18 protein-coding genes are annotated in these 25,111 nt (G+C 64.4%); 13 read left to right on the top strand and 5 right to left on the bottom strand.

Going from position 1 to position 25,111, the window contains the following annotated elements; translation table 11 throughout:
- The first annotated feature begins 46 nt into the window (after positions 1-46).
- The 5 genes from soxB to IVB18_RS01915 all read left to right on the top strand — a co-directional run bounded on the left by soxB (position 47) and on the right by IVB18_RS01915 (position 5,312).
- Positions 47-1,798, top strand: coding sequence for a thiosulfohydrolase SoxB (gene soxB, locus IVB18_RS01935; protein WP_247987663.1), 1,752 nt, complete (start codon positions 47-49; stop codon positions 1,796-1,798).
- A complete protein-coding gene (locus IVB18_RS01930) occupies positions 1,795-2,253 on the top strand; it encodes a hypothetical protein (protein WP_247987662.1) in 459 nt (152 codons plus the stop codon). The genes soxB and IVB18_RS01930 overlap by 4 nt, the downstream gene beginning before the upstream one ends.
- Positions 2,254-2,488: 235 nt before the next feature.
- Positions 2,489-3,529 (top strand): MBL fold metallo-hydrolase, encoded by a 1,041-nt coding sequence (locus tag IVB18_RS01925; RefSeq protein WP_247987661.1) that lies wholly within the window; start codon positions 2,489-2,491, stop codon positions 3,527-3,529.
- 86 nt (positions 3,530-3,615) lie between these two features.
- A complete protein-coding gene (locus tag IVB18_RS01920) occupies positions 3,616-3,768 on the top strand; it encodes a hypothetical protein (protein ID WP_247987660.1) in 153 nt (50 codons plus the stop codon).
- Between the two features lie 335 nt (positions 3,769-4,103).
- The gene (locus tag IVB18_RS01915) at positions 4,104-5,312 is read left to right on the top strand and encodes an MFS transporter (RefSeq protein WP_247987659.1); all 1,209 of its coding nucleotides are present in this window, start codon (positions 4,104-4,106) and stop codon (positions 5,310-5,312) included.
- A gap of 96 nt (positions 5,313-5,408) precedes the next feature.
- Here the strand turns inward: IVB18_RS01915 and IVB18_RS01910 are convergent, their stop codons facing one another.
- Complete coding sequence (locus tag IVB18_RS01910; protein ID WP_247987658.1) at positions 5,409-6,746, bottom strand: MFS transporter; 1,338 nt, start codon at positions 6,744-6,746, stop codon at positions 5,409-5,411.
- Between the two features lie 144 nt (positions 6,747-6,890).
- On the opposite strand from IVB18_RS01910, the gene IVB18_RS01905 reads away from it, so the two are divergent.
- Genes IVB18_RS01905 through IVB18_RS01890 form a run of 4 tightly spaced genes read left to right on the top strand, consistent with a single transcriptional unit; the run spans position 6,891 to position 11,489 of the window.
- Positions 6,891-7,544, top strand: a complete 654-nt coding sequence (locus IVB18_RS01905; protein WP_247987657.1) for an ABC transporter ATP-binding protein — start codon at positions 6,891-6,893, stop codon at positions 7,542-7,544.
- On the top strand, positions 7,541-10,003 hold the full coding sequence (locus tag IVB18_RS01900) for an FtsX-like permease family protein (protein ID WP_247987656.1): 2,463 nt from the start codon (positions 7,541-7,543) through the stop codon (positions 10,001-10,003). Before IVB18_RS01905 ends, IVB18_RS01900 begins: the two co-directional genes overlap by 4 nt.
- Positions 9,993-11,075: a lipocalin-like domain-containing protein gene (locus IVB18_RS01895; RefSeq protein WP_247987655.1), complete on the top strand. Its 1,083-nt coding sequence runs from the start codon at positions 9,993-9,995 to the stop codon at positions 11,073-11,075. The genes IVB18_RS01900 and IVB18_RS01895 overlap by 11 nt, the downstream gene beginning before the upstream one ends.
- A 27-nt stretch (positions 11,076-11,102) precedes the next feature.
- Entirely contained in the window at positions 11,103-11,489 is a 387-nt protein-coding gene (locus IVB18_RS01890) for an MAPEG family protein (RefSeq protein WP_247987654.1), read from the top strand.
- Between the two features lie 331 nt (positions 11,490-11,820).
- On the opposite strand, the gene IVB18_RS01885 is transcribed toward IVB18_RS01890, so the two are convergent.
- From IVB18_RS01885 to IVB18_RS01870, 4 genes are all read right to left on the bottom strand, one after another.
- A complete protein-coding gene (locus tag IVB18_RS01885; protein ID WP_247987653.1) occupies positions 11,821-12,861 on the bottom strand; it encodes an IS110 family transposase in 1,041 nt (346 codons plus the stop codon).
- A 216-nt stretch (positions 12,862-13,077) separates the two neighbouring features.
- Positions 13,078-14,271: an ABC transporter substrate-binding protein gene (locus tag IVB18_RS01880; protein WP_247987652.1), complete on the bottom strand. Its 1,194-nt coding sequence runs from the start codon at positions 14,269-14,271 to the stop codon at positions 13,078-13,080.
- Between the two features lie 337 nt (positions 14,272-14,608).
- On the bottom strand, positions 14,609-17,767 hold the full coding sequence (locus IVB18_RS01875) for a multidrug efflux RND transporter permease subunit (RefSeq protein WP_247987651.1): 3,159 nt from the start codon (positions 17,765-17,767) through the stop codon (positions 14,609-14,611).
- Positions 17,764-18,981 (bottom strand): efflux RND transporter periplasmic adaptor subunit, encoded by a 1,218-nt coding sequence (locus IVB18_RS01870; RefSeq protein WP_247987650.1) that lies wholly within the window; start codon positions 18,979-18,981, stop codon positions 17,764-17,766. Before IVB18_RS01870 ends, IVB18_RS01875 begins: the two co-directional genes overlap by 4 nt.
- A gap of 347 nt (positions 18,982-19,328) precedes the next feature.
- On the opposite strand from IVB18_RS01870, the gene IVB18_RS01865 reads away from it, so the two are divergent.
- The 4 genes from IVB18_RS01865 to IVB18_RS01850 all read left to right on the top strand — a co-directional run bounded on the left by IVB18_RS01865 (position 19,329) and on the right by IVB18_RS01850 (position 24,998).
- The gene (locus IVB18_RS01865; RefSeq protein WP_247987649.1) at positions 19,329-20,483 is read left to right on the top strand and encodes an iron-containing alcohol dehydrogenase; all 1,155 of its coding nucleotides are present in this window, start codon (positions 19,329-19,331) and stop codon (positions 20,481-20,483) included.
- A gap of 17 nt (positions 20,484-20,500) precedes the next feature.
- The gene (locus IVB18_RS01860) at positions 20,501-22,051 is read left to right on the top strand and encodes an AMP-binding protein (protein ID WP_247987648.1); all 1,551 of its coding nucleotides are present in this window, start codon (positions 20,501-20,503) and stop codon (positions 22,049-22,051) included.
- Positions 22,052-22,409: 358 nt separating this feature from the next.
- Complete coding sequence (locus IVB18_RS01855; protein ID WP_247987647.1) at positions 22,410-24,008, top strand: ABC transporter substrate-binding protein; 1,599 nt, start codon at positions 22,410-22,412, stop codon at positions 24,006-24,008.
- A gap of 42 nt (positions 24,009-24,050) precedes the next feature.
- The gene (locus tag IVB18_RS01850) at positions 24,051-24,998 is read left to right on the top strand and encodes an ABC transporter permease (protein ID WP_247987646.1); all 948 of its coding nucleotides are present in this window, start codon (positions 24,051-24,053) and stop codon (positions 24,996-24,998) included.
- The last annotated feature ends 113 nt before the right edge of the window (positions 24,999-25,111 follow it).

Raw genomic sequence — 25,111 nt, 5'->3', positions numbered from 1 at the left:
TTAGTGGAACGGTCTTGCGATCATTGAGGGGCGCGGAGAATTCGAGATGGCCATCCGCCGCCGCGATTTCCTGAAGAGTGTGGGCGTTGCCGCCGTCTCGGCCGGACTGCCGCGGCTTGCCCGCGGCGCTGAAGCTGCGAGCATCTACGACATAGAGCGCTTCGGCGACGCGCGGATCCTGCACATCACCGACACGCATGCGCAGCTCAATCCGGTCTATTTCCGCGAGCCCAGCGTCAATATCGGCATCGGCGAGATGGCGGGACGGCCGCCGCACCTGGTCGGCCGCGCCTTCCTGGAGCACTTCGGCATCCGGCCCGACAGCGCGGATGCCTATGCCTTCACCTGCTTCGAGTTCGAGAAGTCCGCAGGCCGCTTCGGCAAGCTCGGCGGCTTTGCCCACCTGAAGACGCTGGTCGACCGTCTCCGCGGCGACGCCGGCGAGAAGCACTCCCTGCTCGTTGACGGCGGCGATCTCTGGCAGGGCACTGGGCTCGCCAACATCATGCAAGGCCGCGACATGGTCGAGGTCGCCAATTTGCTCGGCATCGAGGCGATGACCGGGCATTGGGAATTCACCTATGGCGAGCAGGCGCTGCGTGACAATCTTGAGCGCTTCAAGGGCGAGTTCCTGGCGCAAAACGTCTTCCTGACCGAAGAAGCCGCCTTCAACGACGCCCAAGCCTTCGACAAGGCGACGGGCCGTGTGTTCAGGCCGTCGACGATCAAGGAGCTCGGCGGCCACCGCGTCGCCATCGTCGGCCAGGCCTTTCCTTACGTGCCGATTGCGCATCCAAAGCGGTTCACGCCGGACTGGACCTTCGGCATCCGCGAGGAGGAATTGCAGAAGCATGTCGACGCGTTGCGCGGACACGACAAGGTCGATGCCATCATCCTGCTGTCGCATAACGGCATGGATGTCGACCTCAAGCTCGCGAGCCGGGTCACCGGCATCGACGTCATCCTCGGCGGCCATACCCATGACGCCGTCCCGCAACCGATCGCGGTGAAGAACGCGGGCGGCACCACGCTCGTCACCAATGCCGGCTCCAACGGAAAATTCTTAGGTGTGCTCGATCTCGCCCTCGACAAGGGCAAGGTCCGCGATATCCGCTATCATCTGCTGCCGGTCTATTCCGAGCTGCTCAAGCCCGATCCGGCGATGGCCGAGCTGATCGGCCGGCTGCGCGCGCCGTACGTGACCGACTGGTCGGAGAAAATCGCAACGCCCGACCGACTGCTCTATCGCCGCGGCAATTTTTCCGGACCCGTCGACGAGCTGATCTGCACCGCGCTGCGCAGCGAGCTCGATGCCGAACTCGCGCTGTCGCCGGGCTTCCGCTGGGGCGTCACCACGCTGGCCGGCCAGCCACTGACCATGGAGGACGTGCTCGCGGAAACCGCGATCGCTTATCCCGAGACCTATGTGCAGGAGATGACCGGCAGCCAGATCAAGGACGTGCTCGAGGACATCTGCGACAACCTCTTCAATCCCGATCCCTATTACCAGCAGGGCGGCGACATGGTGCGCGCCGGCGGGCTTGCCTACACCTGCACGCCGACGGCCGCGATCGGCGGCCGCATTTCGGAGCTGAAGCTCGGCAACGGCAAGGTGCTCAACGCAAACCATCGATACAAGGTCGCGGGCTGGGCGTCGGTCAACGGCCAGCAGGGCGCGCCAGTGTGGGATGTCGTCGGCAAATATCTGCGCTCGGGCCGGATGATGCCGGAGCGGCTCGGCTCCGGCGTCACGTTGAAGGGCGTCGACGATAATCCAGGCATTGCGGGACAGGGATGACACGTTCGCAAATCTTTCGAGCGATGATGCTGGCGCTGTTCGCCTGTGCGGCAATAGCGCCGGCTTCGGCCCAGCAGGTGCCGCTCCAGGACAAACCGTTCGCGGAGCACAAGATCGTGCTCCAGCTCTCCGACAGCGATGTGAAGAAGCAGGCGCTGGTGCTGAGCGTCGCCAACAATCTCCTGAAGTTCTACGACCCCGACAAGGTCGCGATCGAGGTCGTGGCGTTCGGCCCCGGCATCGACCTCCTGCACACCGGCAGTGACCGTCGCAAACAGGTCGAAAGCCTGATCGCACAGGGCGTGCGCTTCGACATCTGCCTCAACACCGTCGACACGATCGAGCGGGAGACGGGAAAACGGCCGGACTTCATTCCCGCGGCCACGCCGGTGCAGGTCGGGGTCGGGCAGATCCTGTTCCTGGCAGAGAATGGGTATACGGTGGTGAGGCCCTGAGCCCTCCTCTTCATCCGGAGGGCAATCACATATGAGCATTCACAAGAGGTCGTCATGCCCGGGCTTGTCCCGGGCATCCACGTTCTTCGAGCCGCTTGGCCGGCCGTGGATGGCCGGGACCAAGCCCCAACTACGTAAAATAATATTCCCTATTTTCCTCTCCACACAGTGACTTGCTTCTCTTTTTGACCCGTGGCGTAGTAGAAACCGGAATCACTTCACGCCGGGTCTCGCCATGATCTTCCGCCAACTCTTTGACAGCGTCTCGGGCACCTACAGCTACGTCCTGGCGAGCCGCGCCGGCGGCGAGGCGCTGATTCTCGATCCCGTGCTGGAAAAGGTCGACCGCTACTGCCAGCTGCTGCGCGAGCTCGACCTCAAGCTGGTGAAGGCCGTCGACACCCATCTGCATGCCGACCACGTCACCGGGCTCAGCGAATTGCGCGACCGCACCCATTGCATGACCATCATGGGCGACCAGAGCAAAGCCGACGTGGTAGCGATGCGGGTTGCCGACGGCGACAAGGTGACGATCGAGGGCCTGTCGCTCGACGTGATGTACACGCCCGGCCACACCGACGATTCCTATTCCTACCTGATGGGCGACCGCGTCTTCACCGGGGACACGCTTCTGATCCGCGGCACTGGCCGCACCGATTTCCAGAACGGCTCTTCGCGCGCGCAGTACGAGTCGATCTTCAATCGCCTGCTCAAGCTGCCGGAGGAGACGATGGTATTCCCGGCGCACGACTACAAGGGTGACACCGTTTCCACCATTGGCGAGGAGAAGCGCTACAATCCGCGGCTCCAGGTGCGTTCGGTCGACGAATATATCGAGCTGATGGCGAACCTGAAGCTGCCCAATCCGAAGATGATGGATGTGGCGGTGCCCGCCAATATGCATGTCGGCCTGCATCAGGAGGAGCTTGAGAAAGAGGGCCGCGCGCTCAGCGCGGTCGAGGCGATCCGTTCGCTCGGCCGACCGGACATGCTGCTGGTCGATCTGCGCGAGAGCAACGAGCGCGCCAAGCACGGCATGCTCGAGGGCGCGCTGCATACGCCCTATCCGAGCGTTGAGGAGAGCCTGAAGCCCGGCGGCATGTTGCGCGAGGTCGCGGCCGCCACCGGCCGCCGCGTGGTGTTCTTCTGCGCTTTCGGCGAACGCTCGGCGATGGCGGTGGCGGCGGCCAAGGAAGCCGGGCTTACCAACACAGCACACATCGCCGGGGGCATCGATGCCTGGAAGAAGGCGGGCGGACCGGTGGTGCGGGTCTGACGGTCCGTCACGGGCTTGAGATAAGTCAGGAACCGCCCATATTTTCGGGCTAGAAGCGGATGACGCATCACCATCCGGGAACAGCCATGGCCAAGATCGCCAAGCCAAGCGAGCCGAAGAAGCCGGACGACAAGGCGAAGAAGCCTCCGCCCCCACGCGACACCGACGACGATCACGAAGACGGCGACATCGCCACGCCGAAGCGTGATCGCTACGGCCCGGATGATGAGCCGTTGTGACCGGCGGAGGGCGGAGGGCGTCTTGAACGCACGCCCGCACAACCTACTCAGCCGTCGTCCTGGCGAAAGCCAGGACCCATTACCCCAGGGAGTCGATTGGCGGAGGATCGTCGTTCGGTACTACGACCGATCACGATCGAGGGATCACGCGGTATGGGTCCTTGCCTTCGCCAGGACGACATTGGGGATGCAGCCCGCCTGCACTACTGCGGCCTTCGCCGCGACGACGCAGGATAGAGCCCCGGCCTCGCTACCTGCCATGCGCCTGCGTTCATGGACAAATAACCGCTGTCCCCGATAGTTTGCGCTCCCTCAGGGAGTGAAACGGTACTGCAATGGTCGACGTTCTCGCCGCACCGCAACAAGGCAAGGCGGACAGCGCGCTACGCACGCTGACCGGGATCTCGATCGCGCATTGGGTCAGCCATTTTCATCTGCTGGTCCTGCCGATGCTGTTCCCGTTCCTGAAGAGCCAGCTCGGCGTCGGCTATATCGAGCTCGGCTTCGCGCTCACCGTGTTCGCCGTTGTATCCGGCCTGACGCAGGCGCCGACCGGCTATCTCGTCGACCATTTTGGCGCGCGCAAAATTCTGCTGATCGGGCTCGCGCTCGGCGGCTGCGCGCTGATCCTGCTCGGCCTGCATCTGAGCTACACCTCGCTGATCGCCTGCGCCGTGCTGCTCGGGCTCGCCAACAGCGTCTATCACCCCGCCGATTACGCGATCCTGGCCGAACACATGGACGAGGCGCGGATGGGCCGCGCGTTTTCGATTCACACCTTTGCCGGCTATTTCGGCGGTGCGGTGGCGCCGGCGATCGTTGCGGCGCTGGTCACCGTGTCCGGCGGCAGCGGCGCGCTGATCGCATCGGGCGCGATCGGCCTGGTGGTGGCACTGCTGCTGGTCGCCATGAACATTCCCGACGCCGGCGCGCACAAGAACAAGCCCGGCAACGAGAACGCCCCGAAGCAGGCCGTGATCACGCCGGCTCTGATCACGCTGACCGCACTCTTCATGCTGCTCAGCCTGTCGGTTGCCGGCATCAACAATTTCGGCGTGGTGGCGCTGATGAGCGGTTACGGTGCGTCCTACTCTGCCGCCAACGTCGCGTTGACGGCATTTCTCGCGGCCGGTGCCGTCGGCGTGCTCGCGGGCGGTTTTCTTGCCGACCACACCGAGCGCCACGGCTACGTTGCGGCAGCCTGCTTTGCCGCGAACGCGGCGATCGTGCTGCTGATCGCGCTCGTCACGCTGCCGGGCTGGGCTCTCACCGCCGCGATGACGGCCGCGGGCTTCCTCTCCGGCGTGATCGCGCCCTCGCGTGACATGCTGGTGCGCAATGCAGCGCCCGCGGGCGCGGCGGGCCGCGCCTTCGGCATCGTCTCCACCGGATTCAATCTCGGCGGTATCGTCAGCCCGCTGCTGTTCGGCTGGATCATGGACCAGAGCGCGCCGCACTGGGTGTTCGGCGCTTCCGTGATCTTCATGCTGGCGACAGTGGTGTTGTCGCCGTTCACGGAGCGGCGGGCGCAAAGCGGTTCTTGAGCAGCGCGGCTACATACTCGTCCCGGCATAGTGCGCAATTGCGCACGGGGGCCGGGACGACGATTGTGATTGGGAAGGGCGGCAGCCCGCCGACCTTTACGTCGGCGATACCGCGCCCTTCAGCGCGGCTGCCTGCGGAGCCGTGCCCCGGGTCAGCCGGGCGCGCTCGGTGTTCGGCCACAGCAGCGCCAGGCCGAGGAGGCCGGAGCAGACCATGATCACGGCGTTGATGGTGAAGCCGGTCATGTAGCCGTCGATCATGCTGCCGGCGTGCTGGATCACGGTGCCCATCACGTTCGGCGCGATGATGCCGGAGAGCGTATAGAGCGCACCATAGATCGCGATGATGGCGCCGCGCTGCGAGGCCGGCGTGAACTCGCCGAGCATCGGAGGGCAGACCACGTAGATCGCGCCGCACAGGCCGGAGCCGACCACGAGCAGCGCGATCTGGAAGCCGGCGCCCTGAACATGCGGCATCATCGCCAGGATCAGGCCGCCGATGATCAGTGGCACCGAGCCGAGCACGCCGCGGGAGATGCGCGTCGTGTAGCCGCGCGCCATCATCACCTGCGAGATCCAGCCGGTGAGGATGACGATGGTGGCGCCGAACACCCAGGGCAGGATCGAGACGAAGCCGGCCTGGCTCTGCGAGAAACCGAGACCCTTGACGATGAAGGGCGTGAACCAGGTGAGCCCCAGCGACAGCGCCCAATAGGCGCCGAAGGTCGCAATCACGCAGCCGAGGAAGGTGCGCGAGGTGAGCAGCTGAACGTAGGGAATTTTCGTCTCGGTGGCAGCGAGAACCCGCGTGTCCTCCAGCGGGCCTTCCTTGCCGAGCGTGAGCCAGGCCGCAACCCAGATCAGGCCGACGACACCGAGTGCGCCGAAGGCATAGTGCCAGGAGTGGTTGACGATGATCCAGTTCAGCGCCGGCACCGCGAGGATCACACCGAAGGCCGAGCCCTGCGACAGGATCGCGGTCGGCATCGTGCGCTTCTCGTCCGGGAACCATTTGTAGATGGCGTGCGTGGCGACCGAGAAGGCCGGGCCTTCGCCGGCGCCCAGCACGATGCGGCAGATCAGCAGCGTGGTGAAGCTGACGGTGCCGACCATCGGAAACTGCGCCAGCGCCCAGATCACGGCGAGTGTCAGCAGCACCCAGCGCGTCGGCACCTTGTTGACGATGAAGCCGACCACGATGGCCGAGATCGAGAACAGGAAGAAGAACGACGAGCCGAGCAAGCCGAACTGCTCCGGCTCGAGCTTCAGGTCGGTCATGATTGGAACGCCGGCGAGGCCGACGACGATCTTGTCGGCGAAGTTCACCAGCATGAACAGAAACAGGAGAAAGGTGATGGTCCAGGCGCCCTTTGGTGTTTTCTTGGACATCCCCGCCGTGTTGTCCGCCGCTTTGGGCGTTCCCTGAGCGCTCATGATTCTCCCCGTCTGTCTTTTTTGGCACTTTTATGATTTGGCCTTCGTGGAGCTAACAACGGCTTCGACGCCAACGCAACCCGGCATTTCCGCGTCAAGTGTGCTACGCAGCATTTCCGTTAATTCCGTCCGGCGCCATCGATCGTGCTGAGCATCAAAAATCTCTCCAAGACCTTCTCGTCGGCCGGCGAACCGGTCCATGTCCTGCGCGGTGTCGATCTCGACCTCAAGCGCGGCGAGCGCGTCGCACTGACCGGCGAATCCGGCAGCGGCAAGAGCACGCTGTTGCATCTGATCGCCGGGCTGGATGCCGCCGATGGCGGCACGATCCGGCTGGAGGACACCGAGGTCACCAAGCTGTCGGACGCGGGCCGCGCGGCGCTACGACGCGATCGGATCGGCCTGGTTTTTCAGCAGTACAATTTGATCCCGAGCCTGTCGGTGGAGGACAATCTGGTCTTCCAGGCGCGGATCGCCGGCCGCCATGATGCGGCCTGGACCAAGGAGCTGGTCGAGCGGCTCGGGCTCGGCGGCCTGCTCAAGCGCTATCCCGAGCAATTGTCCGGCGGCCAGCAGCAGCGGGTCGCGATCGGCCGGGCACTGGCGACCAAGCCCCTGCTGCTGCTCGCGGACGAGCCGACCGGCAATCTCGACGAGTCGACCGCCGACGACGTGCTGGCGCTGACGCGCGACCTCGTCGCGCACACCGGCTGTGGCTTCCTGATGGTAACGCACAGCCTGCACCTGGCGGGCACGCTCGACCGCCACGTCATCCTGCATGCGGGGCGGATCGCATGAGGCGCGCGCTGTGGGTCCTTGCCGTACTGCTGAGCCATTGGCGGAGGCACAAGATGCAGTTCGCGACGCTCCTGATCGGGCTGATCTCGGCGACCGCGCTGTGGAGCGGCGTTCAGGCCATCAATCAGCAGGCCCATGATGCCTATGACCGCGCGGCGGCAACGTTCGGCGGCGTGCGCACGGCGATGCTGGTCGCGCCGAATGCCGCGACCTTTCCGCAGGATTTGTTCGTCAAGCTCCGGCGCGCGGGCTGGCCGGTCTCGCCGATGCTCGAAGGCCGAGTCCAGATCAACGGACATTCGGTGCGGCTGCTCGGCATCGAACCGGTGACGCTGCCGGCCGATGTCGGCAATGCGCCACGCCTTGGCGCCGCGGATTTGGGCAACTTCGTCGCCGCGCCGGGCCAGACGCTGGTGGCACAGGAGACACTGACCGATTTGCAGGAGCAGGACGGCGCGGTCACATCGATCAGCGACGGTGCGAAGCTGCCACCGCTGCGCGTGCTGCCGCAGCTCGTGCCCAACGTGCTCGTCGTCGACATCGGCGTGGCGCAGCGTCTGCTGAACAAGCCGGACCAGGTATCGCGGCTGCTGATCGGCAAGCCGAAGGGCAAGCCCGCGCCGCTCGCAGGCATCGTCGGAGACCGATTGCAGCGGATCGAGCCGACAGCGGAGACCGAGCTGGAACATCTCACCGACAGTTTTCACCTCAACCTCACGGCATTCGGACTGTTGTCGTTCTTCGTCGGCCTCTTCATCGTCAATTCCGCCGTCGGCCTCGCCTTCGAGCAGCGGCTGCCGATGCTGCGCACGTTGCGGGCCTGTGGCGCGTCGGCGCGCCTGGTCAACACGGTGCTGGTATTCGAGCTGGTGGTGCTTGCGCTGGTCGCTGGCCTGATCGGGCTCGTCTGCGGCTATTTCATCGCGGCTGCGCTATTGCCCGATGTCGCGGCCTCGCTGCGCGGGCTCTATGGCGCGCAGATCCCGGGGCAGCTCACGCTGCGCGGCGAATGGTGGTTGGCCGGCATCGGCATCAGCATCGCCGGCGCGATGGTGGCAGCCGCGACCAGCCTGATCAAGGCGTTCCGGATGCCGGTGCTGGCCACGGCGCAGCCGCGCGCCTGGCAGCAGAGGCAACGCCGCTGGCTGATCCTGCAAGGCGCCGCTGCGTGCATCGTGTTTGCAGTCGCGCTGCTGCTGCTTCGCTACGGGCAATCGCTGATCGCGGGCTTTGGCGTGCTGGCGGCGCTGATGCTGGGCGCGGCGCTGATCTTGCCGGCCTGCCTCGAAATCATCCTGCTCGCCGGCCAGCGCTACGCGCGGAGGCCGCTTGTGCTGTGGTTCTGGGCGGACAGCCGACAGCAACTCTCCGGATTGTCGCTGGCGCTGATGGCGTTGCTGCTCGCGCTCGCCGTCAATGTCGGCGTCTCCACCATGGTGGAAACTTTCAGCCGCACCTTTGTCGGCTGGCTCAACGGACGCCTCGCGGCCGACGTCTACATCAGCACCTCCGACAATGCGCAAGGCGTCGCGATCCGAAGCTGGCTGCGCGACCGCAGCGAAGTCCAGGCGATCCTGTCGGGCGGGCGCGCGGAGACGCAGATCGAGGGCCAGCCAGTCGAGTTGCTGGGCCTTCCCGATCACGCGCTCTATCGCGAACGCTGGCCGCTGCTGGAAACCGCGCCGCGCGCCTGGACCCGACTCGTGCCGGGCAATGCCGCCTTTATCAGCGAGCAGCTGAGCCGCCGCATGAACGTCCGCGTCGGCGACGTCGTCGAGGTGCCGGCACCGGGCGGGACCTGGGAGCTCGACATCGTCGGGATCTACGCCGATTACGGCAATCCGAAGGGACAACTGGCGGTCAATGTCGCGGCGCTGATCCGGCAGTTTCCGCAGACGCCGCAGACGCGGATCGGCCTCATCGTCGCGCGGGACAAGATTCCGGGATTGATCGCTGCATTGCAGAAGCAGTTTGCGCTCGACGACCGCAACGTCGCTGATCAGGCAACGGTGAAGGCGGAATCGATCCGCATCTTCAACCGCACCTTTGCCGTCACATCCGCCTTGAATGCCTTCACGCTGGGCGTGGCCGGCATCGCGCTCTTGACCAGCCTGTTGACGCTGGCGAACTCACGGTTGCCGCAGCTCGCGCCGCTCTGGGCGATCGGCATCACCCGGCCGCGCCTCGCCGCGATCGAACTGACCAAGACGCTGTCGGTTGCGCTGTTCACGTCCCTGCTCGCCGTACCGCTCGGGCTATTGGTGGCGTGGTGCCTGATCGCGATCGTCAATGTGAAGGCGTTCGGCTGGCGGCTGCCGTTCCATGTGTTTCCACTGCATCTGGTCGAGCTGGTCGCGGTTGCGTTGTTTGCCTCGTTGCTCGCTGCACTGTTGCCGCTTGCGCGGCTGGCGCGGATGCAACCCGCGAATCTCGTCAAGGTGTTCGCCAATGAGCGCTGACAGAATCTCTCGGCGCGCTTTGTTCGGCGGTGTCGCTGCGCTCGCCCTCGCACGCCGTGCAGGCGCGCAAGGCTATGCCGGGCTCGGCGAGAAGGCCGACGGCTTTGCGCCGGTGACGCCGGGAAAAACGTTCGCCTTCCCGGCCGATCACGGCCCGCACCCGGAGTTTCGCATCGAGTGGTGGTATCTCACGGCGAACCTCGTCGATGGCAGCGGCGCGGCTAGCGGCCTGCAATGGACCCTGTTCAGGCAGGCAACGCAGCCGGGGCCGCAAGGCGAGGGCTGGGCCAATCAGCAGCTATGGATGGGGCACGCCGCGGTGACACGGGCCGATACCCACCGTTTCAACGAGGCATTTTCACGCGGCGGTATCGGGCAGGCGGGCGTCACGGCAAAACCGTTCGCGGCGTGGATCGACGATTGGGAGATGAAGGGATCTGACAATGCCGGCGATCGCACTTTGGCGCCGGTGACCCTGAAAGCCTCGGGCTCCGACTTCAGCTACGCGCTCACACTCGAGGCCGATCGTCCGGTCGTGTTGCAGGGCGATGGCGGCTTCAGCCGCAAGTCCGAGCGCGGTCAGGCATCCTACTACTACAGCCAACCGTTCTTCCGCGCGCGCGGCACGCTCACCATCGACGACAAGCCGGTCGAGGTGTCGGGCCAGGCATGGATGGACCGGGAGTGGAGCAGCCAGCCGCTCGACACCGACCAGACCGGCTGGGACTGGCTGTCACTGCATCTCGCGTCCGGCGACAAGCTGATGCTGTACCGGCTGCGGCAAAAGGACGGCAAAAATTATCCGTTCGGCAACTGGACCAGTGCCGCCGGCGACACGCAACTGATTGCGGGCAGCAATATTCATATGACGCCGAAGGCAACGGCGGAAGTCGCGGGACACAAGCTGCCAGTGGAGTGGCAGATCGTAATTCCATCGCGATCATTCTCGATCCTCTGCAAGCCGCTCAACCCAAAGGCCTGGATGGGGACCGGCTTCTCGTATTGGGAGGGACCGATCAGCTTTGCCGGCACGCATGAGGGCGTTGGCTATCTCGAGCTGACCGGGTATTGAACCGCGACCTCTTTCAAGGGACTAGCGATGTATCACCTCACGGCCCTCGTCACGCTGCTGGCGATCCTGTTTTATTTCGTCACCTGCATCAACGTGTCGCGCTCGCGCACCAAGACCGGCGTCAAGGTGCCGGCGATGTCCGGCCATCCGGATTTCGAGCGCGCCTTCCGCATTCAGATCAATACGCTGGAATGGATGCCGATCTTCCTGCCGCCGCTCTGGCTGTTCGCGATCTATATCAGCGATGCGATCGCAGCGGGAATCGGCGCGGTCTGGATCATCGGCCGCATCGTCTATTTCATCGGCTATTCGAAGGCTGCCGCGAAGCGAGGCCCGGGCTTTGCGATCCAGGGCATCGCCAGCATCGCGTTATGGGCCGGCGCGCTGGGGGCGGTGGTGTTGCGGTTGGTGTAGGGGGCACCGCGGCGCCACTCATTCCGCCGTCGTCCCGGACAAGCGCAGCGAAGCGGAGCGCCGATCCGGGACCCATATGTGGACGGCCCCCGTGGCACAAGAGCTTTTTGAGAGATCGGATCGCTTGCATCCATATGTCCGGCCTGTTGAGTGCGATGGATTAGATCGCTGGCCAAGATGGTTTGCGCGATGCGGGTTCCAAACAACCCGGCGACCTGCTGGCGGCCAATGGGTCCCACGGAATGTCTCGCATCGTTGCTCGATCGATCGCTCCATCTGCTCCTGCAGCTCCGGGTCGGCCGGCGAGCGAGCCCGCCGGTCGGCCAATCTGTTAGGCGGCCCCTGCCGCAGCGGCATTCAACCGCGCCGCATCGTAACTCTCTCCCGTCACCATGAGCTTCCAGGCGATGCGGGCCACCTTGTTGGCGAGCGCCACGGCCGCAAGCTTCGGCGGCTTGCGCGCAATCAGCGCCAGCAGCCAACGTGAGTGTTGGCCGCGGCCTCGTCGGGCCTGCTGGATCACGGCCGTGGCCCCGATCACGAGCAGCCGCCTCAAGTCCTCGTCGCCCGCCCGGGTGATCTTGCCAAGCCTGGTCTTGCCGGCAGTGGAATGGTCCTTGGGCGTCAATCCCACCCAGGCCGCAAAGTGACGACCGGAGCGGAACGCCCGCGGATCCGGCGTCTTCATCACCAGCGCGGTGGCAACGATCGGACCGACCGAGGGGATCTGCGCCAAACGCCGGCCCATGGCATCGCCACGGTGCCAGGCCATCAGCCTGGCTTCGATCGCCTCCAGCTCGCTCTCGAGCTTGGCGCATTCGCGGCCCAGCACGACAAACAGCTCGCGCGCCAGGACGGGAAGCGTCTCGTCCTGCGCAATCTGCGCCAGCAACGGCTCGATCTTGTCCAGCCCCTTGGGCGCAATCAGGCCAAACTCCGCCGCATGGCCGCGGATCGTATTGGTCAGCTGAGTGCGCCGGGCGATCAGCCCGTCGCGGATGCCCGTCAGCATCAATGCGGCCTGCTGCTCGGCGCTCTTCACCGGCACGAACCGCATGGTCGGCCGGCTCATCGCCTCGCACAGCCCTTCCGCGTCCCGCCCGTCGTTCTTGTTCCGCGACACGTAGGGCTTCACCAGTTGCGGCGCCATCAGCTTCACCTCGTGGCCGAGCTGGCGAAGCTCCCGCGCCCAATGTTGCGAAGCCCCGCAGGCCTCCATCCCGATCACGGTCGGCGGCAACTTGGCGAAGAACTCCGCCACCTGCTTGCGCGACAGCTTCTTGCGCAAGACCGGCTGCTCCGCCGCATCAACCCCATGCAGCACGAAAATATACTTCGACGTATCCATCCCAATACGGATAATCTGGTTCACGGGCGGCTCCTGCGAATGAGTTTCTGACAACCTCATTCTGGCACACTGATGCCGTAGGGGGCCGTCCACCCCATCAACCACAGGGAAGCATTGTGCGCGAGCTGGTAACTCTGAGTCCCCGTAACCACGTCCGTTTGTGGTTATGGTTCCCGGATCTGCGCGCACTTGTGGCGCGCTTGTCCGGGACGACAGTGAGAGCGAGGCGGCAGCGTTGCCTCACTTCGTCAGCGGGCAGCCGCTGTCCTTGGCGGTGAAGAAAGCCTTATCGCCCGGAACTGTTGCGAGCAGCTTGTAATAGTCCCAGGGCTTCTTCGACTCCGACGGCTTCTTGACCTCGAACAGATACATGTCGTGGACCATGCGGCCGTTCTCGAGCACCTTGCCACCTTGCGCAAAGCCGTCGTCGACCGGCAGCTCTTTCAGCTTCTTGGCGACCGCATCCGGGTCCTTGGTGCCGGCGGCCTTGACCGCCTTGAGATAGCTGATCGTCGCCGAATAGGTGCCGGCCTGAATCATGTTCGGCATCCGCCCGGTGCGCTTGAGGAAGCGTTCGCCGAGATTGCGCGTGCGGTCGTTGATATCCCAGTAATAGCCCTCGGTCAGCACCAGGCCTTGCGCGGCCTGCAAGCCGAGCCCGTTCACTTCGGCGAGCGTCATCAAGAGGCCGGCGAGCTTCTGGCCGCCGGAGACGATGCCGAACTCGGCCGCCTGCTTGATCGAGTTGGTGGTGTCGAGGCCGGCATTGGCGAGGCCCACGATCTTCGCCTTCGAGCTCTGCGCCTGGAGCAGGAAGGAGGAGAAGTCAGACGAGTTGAGCGGCACGCGCACCGAGCCGACCACCTTGCCGCCATTGGCGGTGACGATCTCGCTGGTGTCCTTTTCCAGCGCGTAGCCGAAGGCGTAATCCGCGGTGAGGAAGAACCAGGTGTCGCCGCCGGCCTTGGTCAGCGAGCCGCCGGTGCCGACGCCGAGCGCGCGGGTGTCATAGGCCCAATGGAAGCCGTAGGGTTGACAGGCGTCGCCCGTGAGGCGCGAGGTCGCGGCACCGACGACGATGTCGATCTTCTTCTTTTCCTTGGAGAGCTCGTGGATCGCCAGTGCGACCGAGGAGGTCGTCAGCTCCGTGATCATGTCGACGTTCTCGACGTCATACCAGCGCCGCGCGATCGAGCTCGCGAGGTCGGGCTTGTTCTGGTGGTCGGCGGTCACGAGCTCGATCTTCTGGCCCAGCACCTCGCCGCCGAAATCCTCGATCGCCATCCTGGCGGCCTCGACCGACCATTTTCCGCCGTAGTCGGCATAGACGCCGGACTGGTCGTTGAGGATGCCGATCTTGACGCCTTGCGCGAAGGCCGGCGCCGCCAGCAGCAAAGCCGAAGTTGCGACAGCGGCCAAAAGTGCTGATTTCATATGTTAGCTCCCAGCAGTTTTCTGTTTTGAAATCGCGCGGATACTAGTGAAGAACCCCGCGCCTGCCCATCCATTTTCGGCGTAGGCCGTTAGTATGGAGGTGCGCGTCAAAAACCGATGTCGTCCCGGACAAGCGCAGCTTCCGACAACGCGCAGCGTTGTCTGGAGCGGAGCGCCGATCCGGGACCCATAGCCACAGGAAGGAGTTGTGGCCTGAGCCAGTGGTTACCCGTCTTGGCCAAACCACTCCCTGGGGGTATGGGTCCCAGATCTGCGCTTGCGCTTGTCCGGGACGACAGCGTGATTGTGGATACGCTGATGGCACGACCGGCAGCGATCAGGCAACTACCTCCGGCTTCTTGTCGCGGCGGCCCTCGGCGAGATTCCGCACCACCACATAGAAGATCGGCGTGAACAAAAGTCCGAACAAGGTGACGCCGATCATGCCGAAGAAGACGGCGACGCCGACGGCCTGCCGCATCTCCGAGCCCGAGCCGGACGAGATCACCAGCGGCAGCACGCCGAGGATGAAGGCGAAGGACGTCATCAGGATCGGCCGCAGGCGCAGGCGGCAGGCGTCGATCACGGCCTCCAGCCGCGGCTTGCCTTCGAGTTCGATGTCGCGCGCGAACTCGACGATCAGGATCGCGTTCTTCGCCGCCAACCCCACCAGCACGACGAAGCCGATCTGCGTAAGGATGTTGACGTCCTGCCCCATGATACGCACGCCGATGGTCGCGGCGAGCAGACACATCGGCACGATCAGGATCACCGCGAACGGCAAGGTCCAGCTACCATACTGCGCGGCGAGCACCAGATAGACGAACAGCACGCAGATCGGGAATACGTAGAGGCCGGCATTGCCGCCGGTGATCTGCTGATAGGATAGATCGGTCCATTCGAAGGTGAAGCCGCTCGGCAGGGTGTCGTCCGCGAGCTTCTTGATCGTGTTGAGCGAGGTCGTCGAACTCGTGCCCGGCGCAGGCTCACCCTGCAATTCGGACGCCGCATAGAGATTGTAGCGCGCGACGCGATCGGGACCCGAGGCGTCCTTGAACTCCACCACGCTGCCGAGCATCACCATGTCGCCGGCGGCATTGCGCGTGCGCAGCCGCGCGAGATCGCTCGGTTCTTTGCGGAACGGCAGGTCGGCTTGGGCGGTGACGTGATAGGTGCGGCCGAACAGGTTGAAGTCGTTGACATAGGTCGATCCGAAATAGGTCTGGATCGTGTCGTTGATATTGGCGATGGGAACGCCGAGCTTCTGCGCCTTGGTGCGGTCGATGTCGACGAAGAGCTGCGGCGTGTTGGCTGTGAACGGCGAGAACACCGAGGTGAGGCTCGGCGCCTTGCGCGCGGCGGCGACAAGCTCGTCGGTCGCGGACGCAAGCAGTTCCGGCCCACGGCCCTGCCGGTCCTGGATGCGGATGGTGAAGCCGCCGCCGGTGCCGATGCCCGGCACGGCCGGCGGTGGAATGACGATGATGAAGGCGCCCTGGATCGCGGCGAGGCGCTTGCGCAGCTCGGCAGTGATGGCGTTGGCGGACAGCCCCTTCTTTATCCGCGCCTCGGGCTCGTCGAACACCGGAAACAGCGCAGCCGCATTGCCGGCCTGGGTGCGGGTGGCGCCGGAGAAACCGGCGAAGGCGGCGACGCGAACGATGCCCGGCGTATCCAGCGAGATCCGCTCGATCTCGCGCACGACCTCGGTTGTACGCGCCAGCGACGCCGCGCCCGGCAATTGCACGGAGATGATGACGTAGCCGCGATCCTGCGACGGAATGAAGCCTTGCGGCGTCGTCACGATCAACCAGCCGGCGCTGCCGATCAGCACGACGTAGATCAGGATCATCACCACCGAATGCCGGATCACGAAATTAGCGACGCCGGCATAGCCATGCGCGAGCCGGTCGAACACGCGGTTGAAGACGCCGGTGAAGGCGTTCCAGCCGCGCGCGACAAAGTTCCAGCGCGCCGGCGGCCGCTTCTGCTCGTGCGGGACCAGGATCTGCGAGGCCAGCGCCGGCGACAGCGTCAGCGAACAGAAGCAGGAGATCGCAGTCGCAACCGCAATGGTGACGGCGAACTGCTGAAAGAACTGGCCGGAAATTCCCCCTAAGAACGCCGTCGGGACGAACACCGCGCACAGCACCAGCGCGATCGAGACCAGCGCGCCGCCGACTTCCTCCATGGTCTTGAGTGCGGAGTCACGCCGGCTCATGCCGTGCTCGAGATGGCGCTCGACATTCTCGACCACGACGATGGCGTCGTCGACCACGATGCCGACGGCGAGCACGAGGCCGAACAGCGTGAGATTGTTGATGGAGAAACCGAGTGCCGCCATCACCGCGAAGGTGCCGACCAGCGAGACCGGTATAGCGATGATCGGAATGATCGCCGGTCGCCATCCTTGCAGGAACACCAGCACCACGATGACCACCAGCAGCATGGCCTCGTAGATGGTCTTGATCAGCTCGTGGACGGACTGCGCGATGAACTCGGTCGGGTTGTAGCCGATATTGTAATCGAGGCCCTTCGGGAAGCTCGCCTTGAGCTTCGTCATCGTGTCGGAGATGTTTTTTGCCGTCGCGAGCGCGTTCGATCCCGGCCGCTGCGTCACCAGCATGGCGACTGCCGATTTGCGCAACAGGAAGCTGTTGGTCGAGTACGCCAGCGCACCGAGCTCGATGCGCGCGACGTCGCGCAGCCGAACCGTGCGGCCGTCGGAACCGGCCTTGATCAGAATGTCCTCGAACTGCTTCTGGTCCTTCAGGCGCCCGGTGAAAACGAGGTTCGGCTGGAAGGCGCGGTCCGCGATCGGCGGCTCGGCGATCTGGCCGCCCGCGATCTGCACGTTCTGCGCACGGATCGCCGCGAGCACTTCGGTCGAGGTCAAGCCGAGATTGGCGATACGGTCCGGATCAAGCCACAACCGCATCGAATAATCGCGTGCGCCGAAAATCTGGATGTCGCCGACGCCGTCGATCCGCAGCAGCTGGTCGCGGACCTGGAGCAGCGCGTAATTGGAGATGTAGAGCTGGTCGAACGTGTCGTCGGGCGACAGCATGAACACGACCATCAGGATGTCGGGCGAGTTCTTGCGGGTGACGACGCCGTTGCGCTGCACTTCGTCCGGCAGTTGCGGCTGCGCGATCGCGACGCGATTCTGGACCAGCACCTGCGCCTTGTCGAGGTCGGTGCCGAGCTTGAAGGTGACGGTGATCGTCAATTGCCCGTTCGAGGTCGCTTGGCTGTAGAGATACAGCATGTCCTCGACGCCGTTGATCTGTTGCTCGATCGGAGCGGCGACGGTGTCGGAAACGGTTTGCGCCGAGGCGCCCGGATATTGCGTGGTGACGACGACGGTCGGCGGCACCACTTGCGGATATTCGGAGACCGGCAGTGTGGTGTAGGCGAGCGCGCCGACGATCAACAGCACGATCGACAGCACCATCGCCAGAATGGGCTGGTTGATGGAGAGGCGGCCAAGATTCATGACTTGTCACCGGGCTTGCCACCGGCCGGTGCTTGCGCGGGAGACGGAGCCACCTTGGCGCCGACACGGGCGCGTTGGATGCCGTTGACGATGACGCGGTCCTCCGCCTTCAGCCCTTCGCGGATCACGCGCAGGCCGTCATCAAACGGCCCCAGCACCACGGGACGCGCCTCGACGGTGTCGTCCGGCTTGACCACCAACACGATCTTGCGGGACTGGTCGGTTGCGACCGCGACGTCGGGAATCAGCAGCGCCTCATAGGGCGCGCTGCCGATCAGCCGGACGCGGCCGAACTGGCCGGGCAGAATCGAGAGGTCGGTGTTCTTGACGACGGCGCGGCTGCGTAGCGTGCCGGTCGAGACGTCGAGGCGGTTGTCGAGGAAGTTGATGGTGCCCTCATGCGACGGCTTGGTCTCGCCGGCCAGCATCACCTGCACCGGGTTCGCCGTATCGCGCGAGCTCGGGCGCCTGCCTTCGAACCACAGCTTGCTGTACTTGATGAATGTCGCCTCATCCATGTCGAAATAGACGTAGATCGGATCCAGCGTCACAATCGAGGTCAGCAGCGTCGAGGTGCCGTTGTCGCTGCCCTGCACGAGATTGCCGGGGCTGACGAGATGGCGGCTGACGCGACCCGTCAGCGGCGCCGTCACGTGCGTGAATTCGATGTTGAGCTTGGCGGCCTTCAGCGCGCCTTCGGCCTGCACCTCCGCGGCGTGGGCGGCCTGCAAGGCCTGGCGGCGCTGGTCGACGACCTGCTCGGACACGGCGCTGGTCTGGACCAGGTTCAGGCCGCGGTCGAGCTCGCGCTTGGCGAGTTCCACCCTGGCGCGCGCGTCCGAGAGCTGGCCGTCCGCCTGCTCCGCCACCGCCTCGAACGGGCGCGGGTCGATGACGTAAAGCAGATCGCCCTGATGCACGATCGCGCCGTCCTGGAATTCGACGGAGTTGACGAAGCCGCCGACGCGGGGGCGCACCTGCACCTCCTCCATTGCCTCGAAGCGGCCGGTGAATTCGTCCCAATCGGTGACGGTGCGTTTGACCGGCTCGGCGACGGTCACCGCCGGCGGCGGCGGGGCGGCGGCTTGCGAGGCCGGCTGTCCACAGCCGGCGAGGGCGAATGCCGCGGCAAGAAGCCCGGCGATTGCGCGGGGCCGAAGCGAAACGAAATCGTGCGTTTTGACAAATTGCTCGCTTCCGTCCGGTCCGCTCATCCCAGGTCCTCGCATAAAAGCCGCAGAGACAGCAGGGTACGCGCCTACCCGCAAGCGCCACAAGATGGGTTTCAATGATGAAATATTCAAGACGACGGCGGGCGCCATCTCCGGTGGGATACCCCAGCCGGATGACGGGCTGACACAGAGATAGCCGGCTTCTCACGGGACGATTAGCGGGCGGTGCGCGAATGGGCTTATTCGCCGGGCTCATGAATATGGCGGGCGATGGGTGCGCGCCGCATCCAGCGTGGGCCTCACGCCAGCGTCTTCGCGCATGACGGACGCCGCTCCCTCGATTAGACTGCCATAACAAAACCAAGACGAATTGTCCGGGGAGAACAGACGTGCACCAGGGACGTGTCGTTTACGGCGCGATCGAGGAGGTTGTGTTCGGCCATCCCGCGGCCGCAGCCATCGTCGCGCAGATGGACCGGCTGGGGACACGTCGCGCCTTCCTGATGGTCTCCGGCACGCTGAACCGGCAGACCGACGAAATCGAGAAGATCAGGCAGGCGCTCGGCACGCGCTGCGCCGGGCTGTTCGACGCCATGCCGGCGCACACGCCGCGCGAGGCTGTGATTGCGGCAGCCAATGCGGCGCGCGAGGCAGGTGCCGATTTGATCGTTACCGTGGGTGGCGGCTCGATCACTGACGGCGCCAAGGCGGTGCAGCTCTGCCTCGCCAACGGCATCGACAACGTCGACGGCATCGAACGCATCCGCGTGCACAAGGGCGTCGCGCCCGAGATGACGCCGCCGACCGTGCGCCAGATCAGTGTCCCGACCACGATCGCCGGCGGCGAGTTCAGCGCGATCGCGGGCGTGACCAACCGCCGCACGCATGTGAAGGAAATGCTGCGGCATCCGCTCACCGTGCCGCGCGCGACCATCCTCGATCCCGCCATCACCGTGCACACGCCGGAATGGCTATTCCTGTCGACCGGCATCCGCGCCGTCGATCATTGCGTCGAGGCGATCTGCTCGCGCGAGACGCACCCCTACGCCGACGCGCAATCGGTGAAGGGCCTCGCCATGCTCGCCGACGCGCTGCCGCGGGTGAAAGCCAACCCCGCCGATCTCGACGCGCGGATGGATGCGCAGATCGGCACCTGGCTGTCGATGGGCGCGCTTTCAGCCGGTGTGCCGATGGGCGCGAGCCACGGCATCGGCTACGTGCTGGGTGCGGCCTTCGACGTGCCGCATGGCTACACCTCCTGCGTCATGCTGCCCGCGGTGATGCGCTGGAACGCGCACGACAATGCCGAGCGCCAGATGATCGTCGCCGCTGCGATGGGTTTTCCCGGCCGGGATGCCGCCGACGTGCTGGACGCCTTCATCCGTTCGCTCGGCATGCCGCGCAGCCTGTCGGACGTTCGCGTCTCGCCGGAGCATTTCGATGCCATCGCCGAGCAGGCCATGCGCACGCCCTGGGTGCCCCGCAACCCGCGCAAGATCGATGGCCCGGCACAGGTGCGCGAAATCCTGCTTCTCGCCGCATAACCCAAACCGGAGGACTGATGTACCCAGGTCAGCATGCCCGCCTGCGCCCGCTGCAGCCCGCTTTCATCATGGCGGCAACCGGCGAGGCCGTCAGCTATCGCGAGCTCGATGCACGCAGCAACCGGCTGGCGCAGCTGTTTCGCAAGCACGGCTTGAAGCGGCTCGACCATTATTCGATCTTCATGGAGAACAATTCCCGCTATCTCGAAGCCTGCGGCGCGGGCGAGCGGTCCGGGCTGTACTACACCTGCATCAACTCGTTCCTCACCGCGGGCGAACTCGCCTACCTCCTCGTCAACAGCCGGTCGAAGATCCTGATCACGTCGGTGGCGAAGCTCGACATCGCCCGCGAGGCGATCAGCGCCTGTCCCGACGTCAAGCTGTGCATCGTCGTCGACGGCCCAGGTGAGAGCGACCGTATCGTTGGACTTGCGGAGGTGACCGCCGATCTGCCGAAGACCCCGATCGCAGATGAGTGGCTCGGCACCGCCATGCTCTATTCGTCGGGAACGACGGGACGGCCGAAGGGCATTGTGCGGCCGTTGCCGGAGGAGCCGCCAAAGCACAATCTGCCGCTGTTCGATTTCCTGACAAAGCTTTGGCACTACCGCGAGGGCATGATCTATCTGTCGCCGGCGCCGCTCTATCATTCCGCACCGCAGGCCGCGGTCAATCTGACGATCCGCATGGGCGGCACCGTGGTCATCATGGAGACGTTCGATCCCGAGCGCTATCTCCAGCTCGTGCAACAATGGGGCATCACCCACAGCCAGCTCGTGCCGACGATGTTTTCGCGCATGCTGAAGCTGCCGGAAGAGGTGCGCAACCGCTACGACCTGTCCTCGCTCGAGATCGCGATCCACGCCGCAGCGCCCTGCCCTGCGCTGGTCAAGGACGACATCATCAAATGGTGGGGGCCGATCATCCACGAATATTACGGCGCGACCGAAGGCCTCGGCTTCACCGCCTGCAACAGCGAGGAGTGGCTCGCCCATCGCGGCACCGTCGGCAAGGTGCTGCTCGGCGACCTGCATATTCTCGACGAGAACATGAAGGCGTGCCCGACCGGCACGCCCGGTCAGGTGTGGTTCAAGACGGCATCGCCATTCGAATATTTCAACGATCCGGAGAAGACCAAGGAAGCGCGCTCGGCCGACGGCAGCATGAGCACGGTCGGCGATGTCGGCTATGTCGATGCGGATCGCTTCCTCTACCTCACCGACCGCGCCACCTTCATGATCATCTCCGGAGGGGTGAACATCTATCCGCAGGAATGCGAGAATCTGCTGATCACCCATCCGAAGGTCGCCGACGCCGCCGTGTTCGGCGTGCCCAATCCCGATCTCGGCGAAGAGGTGAAGGCGGTGGTTCAGCCGATGCCGGGCGTGATGCCCGGGCCGGCGCTGGCGGAGGAACTGATCGCCTTCTGCGGCGCGTCGCTGTCGCGGCAGAAGGTGCCGCGCTCGGTCGATTTCGACAAGGAACTGCCGCGGCTGCCGACCGGCAAGCTCTACAAGCGGCTGCTGCGGGACCGGTATTGGGGGAACAAGACGTCGAGGATTGTCTGAGGGTGCAGCCTCATTCTCAGCTGTCGTCCCGGCGAGGGCCGGGAGCCATAGCCCAGGGAGCAGTTTGGCGAAGATAGTCGTTCGGTACTCCTGCCTACAGCAATCGATAGATCACGCGGTATGGGGTCCCGGCCTTCGCCGGGACGACGGTTGAGCTTGTTGAGACAGCCCAGCCCAACACCTGCGCAGGAACCGATCCACACTCCCCCACTCTCACATCGTGAGAGAAAACCCCTGCGGCCTTCCGTCATCCGAATTGTCGAGGCGGTCGCCGGCCTTGCCGGTTGCCTCGCTCCTCTTGCGTCGCTATCGTCGCCTCAAACAGGCCGCAAAAGGCCGTTGTCCAGGGAGGACGAGGATGCGGAGCGTGTGGGCGCTTGCCGCGACGGCGGCGCTATCTTTGCTGGCGTTTTCGACCATCACATTGGCCGGCGAACCCAAGCAGGGCGGGATTTTGCGGATGTACCACCGCGACAGCCCCGGCAACGCCTCGATCCATGAAGGCGCGACCTATTCGCTCAACGTTCCCTTCATGCCGGTGTTCAACAACCTCGTCATCTACAAGCAAGACGTGGCGCAGAACAGCATGAACACCATCGTCCCGGAACTCGCCGAGAGCTGGGCCTGGGTGAACGACAACAAGACGCTGACCTTCAAGCTGCGCCAGGGCGTGAAATGGCACGACGGCAAGCCGTTCACCTCGGCGGACGTCAAATGCACCTTCGACATACTGATGGGCAAATCGCAGCAGAAGTTCCGACAGAATCCGCGCAAGACCTGGTACGAGCAGGTCGACGACGTCACCACCAGCGGCGATTTCGAGGTCTCCTTCAATTTGAAGCGGCCTCAGCCTTCGCTCATAGCACTGCTCGCCTCGGGCTACACGCCGGTCTATCCCTGCCACGTCTCGCCCGGCGACATGCGCACGCATCCGATCGGCACCGGCCCGTTCAAGTTCGTCGAGTTCAAGGCCAATGAGTCGATCAAGCTGACCCGTAATCCCGACTACTGGCGGAAAGGCCGGCCCTATCTCGACGGCATCGAATTCACCATCATCCCGAATCGCTCGACCGCCATCCTCGCCTTCGTCGCCGGCAAATTCGACATGGCTTTTCCGACGCATATCACGATCCCGCTGCTGAAGGACGTGAAATCCCAGTCACCGAATGCGGTCTGTACCGTCGAGCCCACCAACGTTTCGACCAACATCATCGTCAATTCAACGTCGTCGCCCTTCGACAACATCGACATCCGCCGCGCCATGGCGATGGCGCTCGACCGCAAGGCTTTCGTTTCCATCTTGTTCGAGGGGCAAGCAGATATCGGTGGCACGATGCTGCCGCCACCGCAGGGTCTGTGGGGCATGCCAAAGGCCATGCTGGAGAGCATTCCCGGCTATGGACCGGACGTGAACGCCAACCGCGAGCAGGCACGCAAACTGATGCAGAAAGCGGGCTACGGTCCGGAAAAGCACCTTGCGGTCAAGGTCTCCACCCGCAACCTCGCGGAATATCGCGATCCCGCGGTGATCCTGATCGACCAGCTCAAGAGCATCTATATCGACGGCGAGCTCGACGTCGTCGAGACCGCGAACTGGTTCCCGAAGATCGCGCGCAAGGATTACATGCTGGGCCTCAATTTGACCGGCAGTGCCGTCGACGATCCCGACCAGTCGTTCTACGAGAACTATTCCTGCGGTTCGGAGCGCAACTACACCAATTACTGCAACAAGGACATCGAAAAGCTGTTCGACGCGCAGTCGCAGGAAACCGACATCAACAAGCGCAAGAAGCTGGTGTGGGACATCGACAAGAAATTGCAGGAGGACGTCGCCCGCCCGATCATCTTCCATGCGCGCGCCGGCACCTGCTGGCACCCCTACGTCAAGGGTGTGACGGTAATGTCGAACAGCTCTTACAATGGCTATCGCTACGAGGATGTCTGGATGGACAAGTAGCGCAGGTCGCGGGCAGCTTACGAGATCGGCAGGAGGCGAGAGATGTTTGCCTATCTGGTACGGCGCCTGTTCCTGATGCTCGTGACCCTGTTCGGGATCTCGATCGTCATCTTCTTCCTGCTGCGCGTCGTGCCCGGCAACATCGTCGATATCCTGTTTGCCGCGGCCGGCTATGTCGACCCCGCTGACAAGGCCAGTCTGGAAAAGGAGCTCGGCCTCGACCAGCCGATGGTGGTGCAATATCTGCACTGGATCGGCGGTTTCCTGCGCGGCGATTTCGGGTACTCCTACGTCTCGGAGAAGCCGGCGCTTCAGGAAATCCTGCCGCGGATCCCGATCACGGCGCGGCTTGCGGGCCTGGCGCTGCTGTTCTCGGCCTCCATCGGCATTCCACTCGGCGTTATCAGCGCGGTGAAGCAGGGTACGCGGCTCGACTACGCGCTGCGCGTGGTCAGCCTGAGCGGATTGTCGCTGCCTTCGTTCTGGCTCGGCCTGTTGATCCTCACCGCGTCGGTGGCGATGTTCGGCCAGATGCCGATCTTCAACCCCAATCCGCAGACATATCTGGAAGCCTTCGCGACCTATGCCGTCCCCGCCGCCGTCGTCGGCTTCCGCAGCGCCGCGCTGACCATGCGCATCACCCGCTCCTCGATGCTGGAGGTGCTGCGTCAGGACTATATCCGCACCGCGCGCGCCAAGGGCGCATCCGACGCCGCGGTGAACTATCAGCATGCGCTGAAGAACGCCATTTTGCCTGTCATTACCGTGATCGGAATCGAGGCGGCGTTCCTGATCGGCGGCCTGATCGTCACGGAAACCGTGTTCAACATCCCCGGCGTCGCCCGTTTCCTGGTCGAGGCGATCCGCTGGCGCGATTATCCGATCGTGCAGAACCTCGTGATGCTGATTGCCGTCGTGGTGGTGAGCGCGAATTTCATCGTCGACATGCTCTACGCGGTTTTCGATCCGCGCATCCGATATACGGATTAGCCACATGATTATGCCTCACACAGCGTTCGCGCGTTCCTTCACCTCTCCCCGCTTGCGGGGAGAGGTCGAATTTGCGCAGCGCGCAAAGGGGGACTCTCCGCGAATCCAACTCT

The organism is Bradyrhizobium sp. 186 (assembly GCF_023101685.1).
Lineage (GTDB): Bacteria > Pseudomonadota > Alphaproteobacteria > Rhizobiales > Xanthobacteraceae > Bradyrhizobium.
The sequence above is the reverse complement of the archived record's forward strand: the minus strand, read 5'-3'. Positions and strand labels throughout refer to the sequence as shown.

What these genes read in the sequence shown, in the direction of transcription:
- IVB18_RS01855 (WP_247987647.1), top strand. Translation starts at nt 22,410, where the DNA reads ATGCGGAGCGTGTGGGCGCTTGCCGCGACGGCGGCGCTATCTTTGCTG.
- IVB18_RS01875 (WP_247987651.1), bottom strand. Translation starts at nt 17,767, where the DNA reads ATGAATCTTGGCCGCCTCTCCATCAACCAGCCCATTCTGGCGATGGTG.
- IVB18_RS01880 (WP_247987652.1), bottom strand. Translation starts at nt 14,271, where the DNA reads ATGAAATCAGCACTTTTGGCCGCTGTCGCAACTTCGGCTTTGCTGCTG.
- IVB18_RS01915 (WP_247987659.1), top strand. Translation starts at nt 4,104, where the DNA reads ATGGTCGACGTTCTCGCCGCACCGCAACAAGGCAAGGCGGACAGCGCG.
- IVB18_RS01895 (WP_247987655.1), top strand. Translation starts at nt 9,993, where the DNA reads ATGAGCGCTGACAGAATCTCTCGGCGCGCTTTGTTCGGCGGTGTCGCT.
- IVB18_RS01870 (WP_247987650.1), bottom strand. Translation starts at nt 18,981, where the DNA reads ATGAGCGGACCGGACGGAAGCGAGCAATTTGTCAAAACGCACGATTTC.
- IVB18_RS01900 (WP_247987656.1), top strand. Translation starts at nt 7,541, where the DNA reads ATGAGGCGCGCGCTGTGGGTCCTTGCCGTACTGCTGAGCCATTGGCGG.
- soxB (WP_247987663.1), top strand. Translation starts at nt 47, where the DNA reads ATGGCCATCCGCCGCCGCGATTTCCTGAAGAGTGTGGGCGTTGCCGCC.
- IVB18_RS01925 (WP_247987661.1), top strand. Translation starts at nt 2,489, where the DNA reads ATGATCTTCCGCCAACTCTTTGACAGCGTCTCGGGCACCTACAGCTAC.
- IVB18_RS01850 (WP_247987646.1), top strand. Translation starts at nt 24,051, where the DNA reads ATGTTTGCCTATCTGGTACGGCGCCTGTTCCTGATGCTCGTGACCCTG.
- IVB18_RS01860 (WP_247987648.1), top strand. Translation starts at nt 20,501, where the DNA reads ATGTACCCAGGTCAGCATGCCCGCCTGCGCCCGCTGCAGCCCGCTTTC.
- IVB18_RS01920 (WP_247987660.1), top strand. Translation starts at nt 3,616, where the DNA reads ATGGCCAAGATCGCCAAGCCAAGCGAGCCGAAGAAGCCGGACGACAAG.
- IVB18_RS01930 (WP_247987662.1), top strand. Translation starts at nt 1,795, where the DNA reads ATGACACGTTCGCAAATCTTTCGAGCGATGATGCTGGCGCTGTTCGCC.
- IVB18_RS01910 (WP_247987658.1), bottom strand. Translation starts at nt 6,746, where the DNA reads ATGAGCGCTCAGGGAACGCCCAAAGCGGCGGACAACACGGCGGGGATG.
- IVB18_RS01890 (WP_247987654.1), top strand. Translation starts at nt 11,103, where the DNA reads ATGTATCACCTCACGGCCCTCGTCACGCTGCTGGCGATCCTGTTTTAT.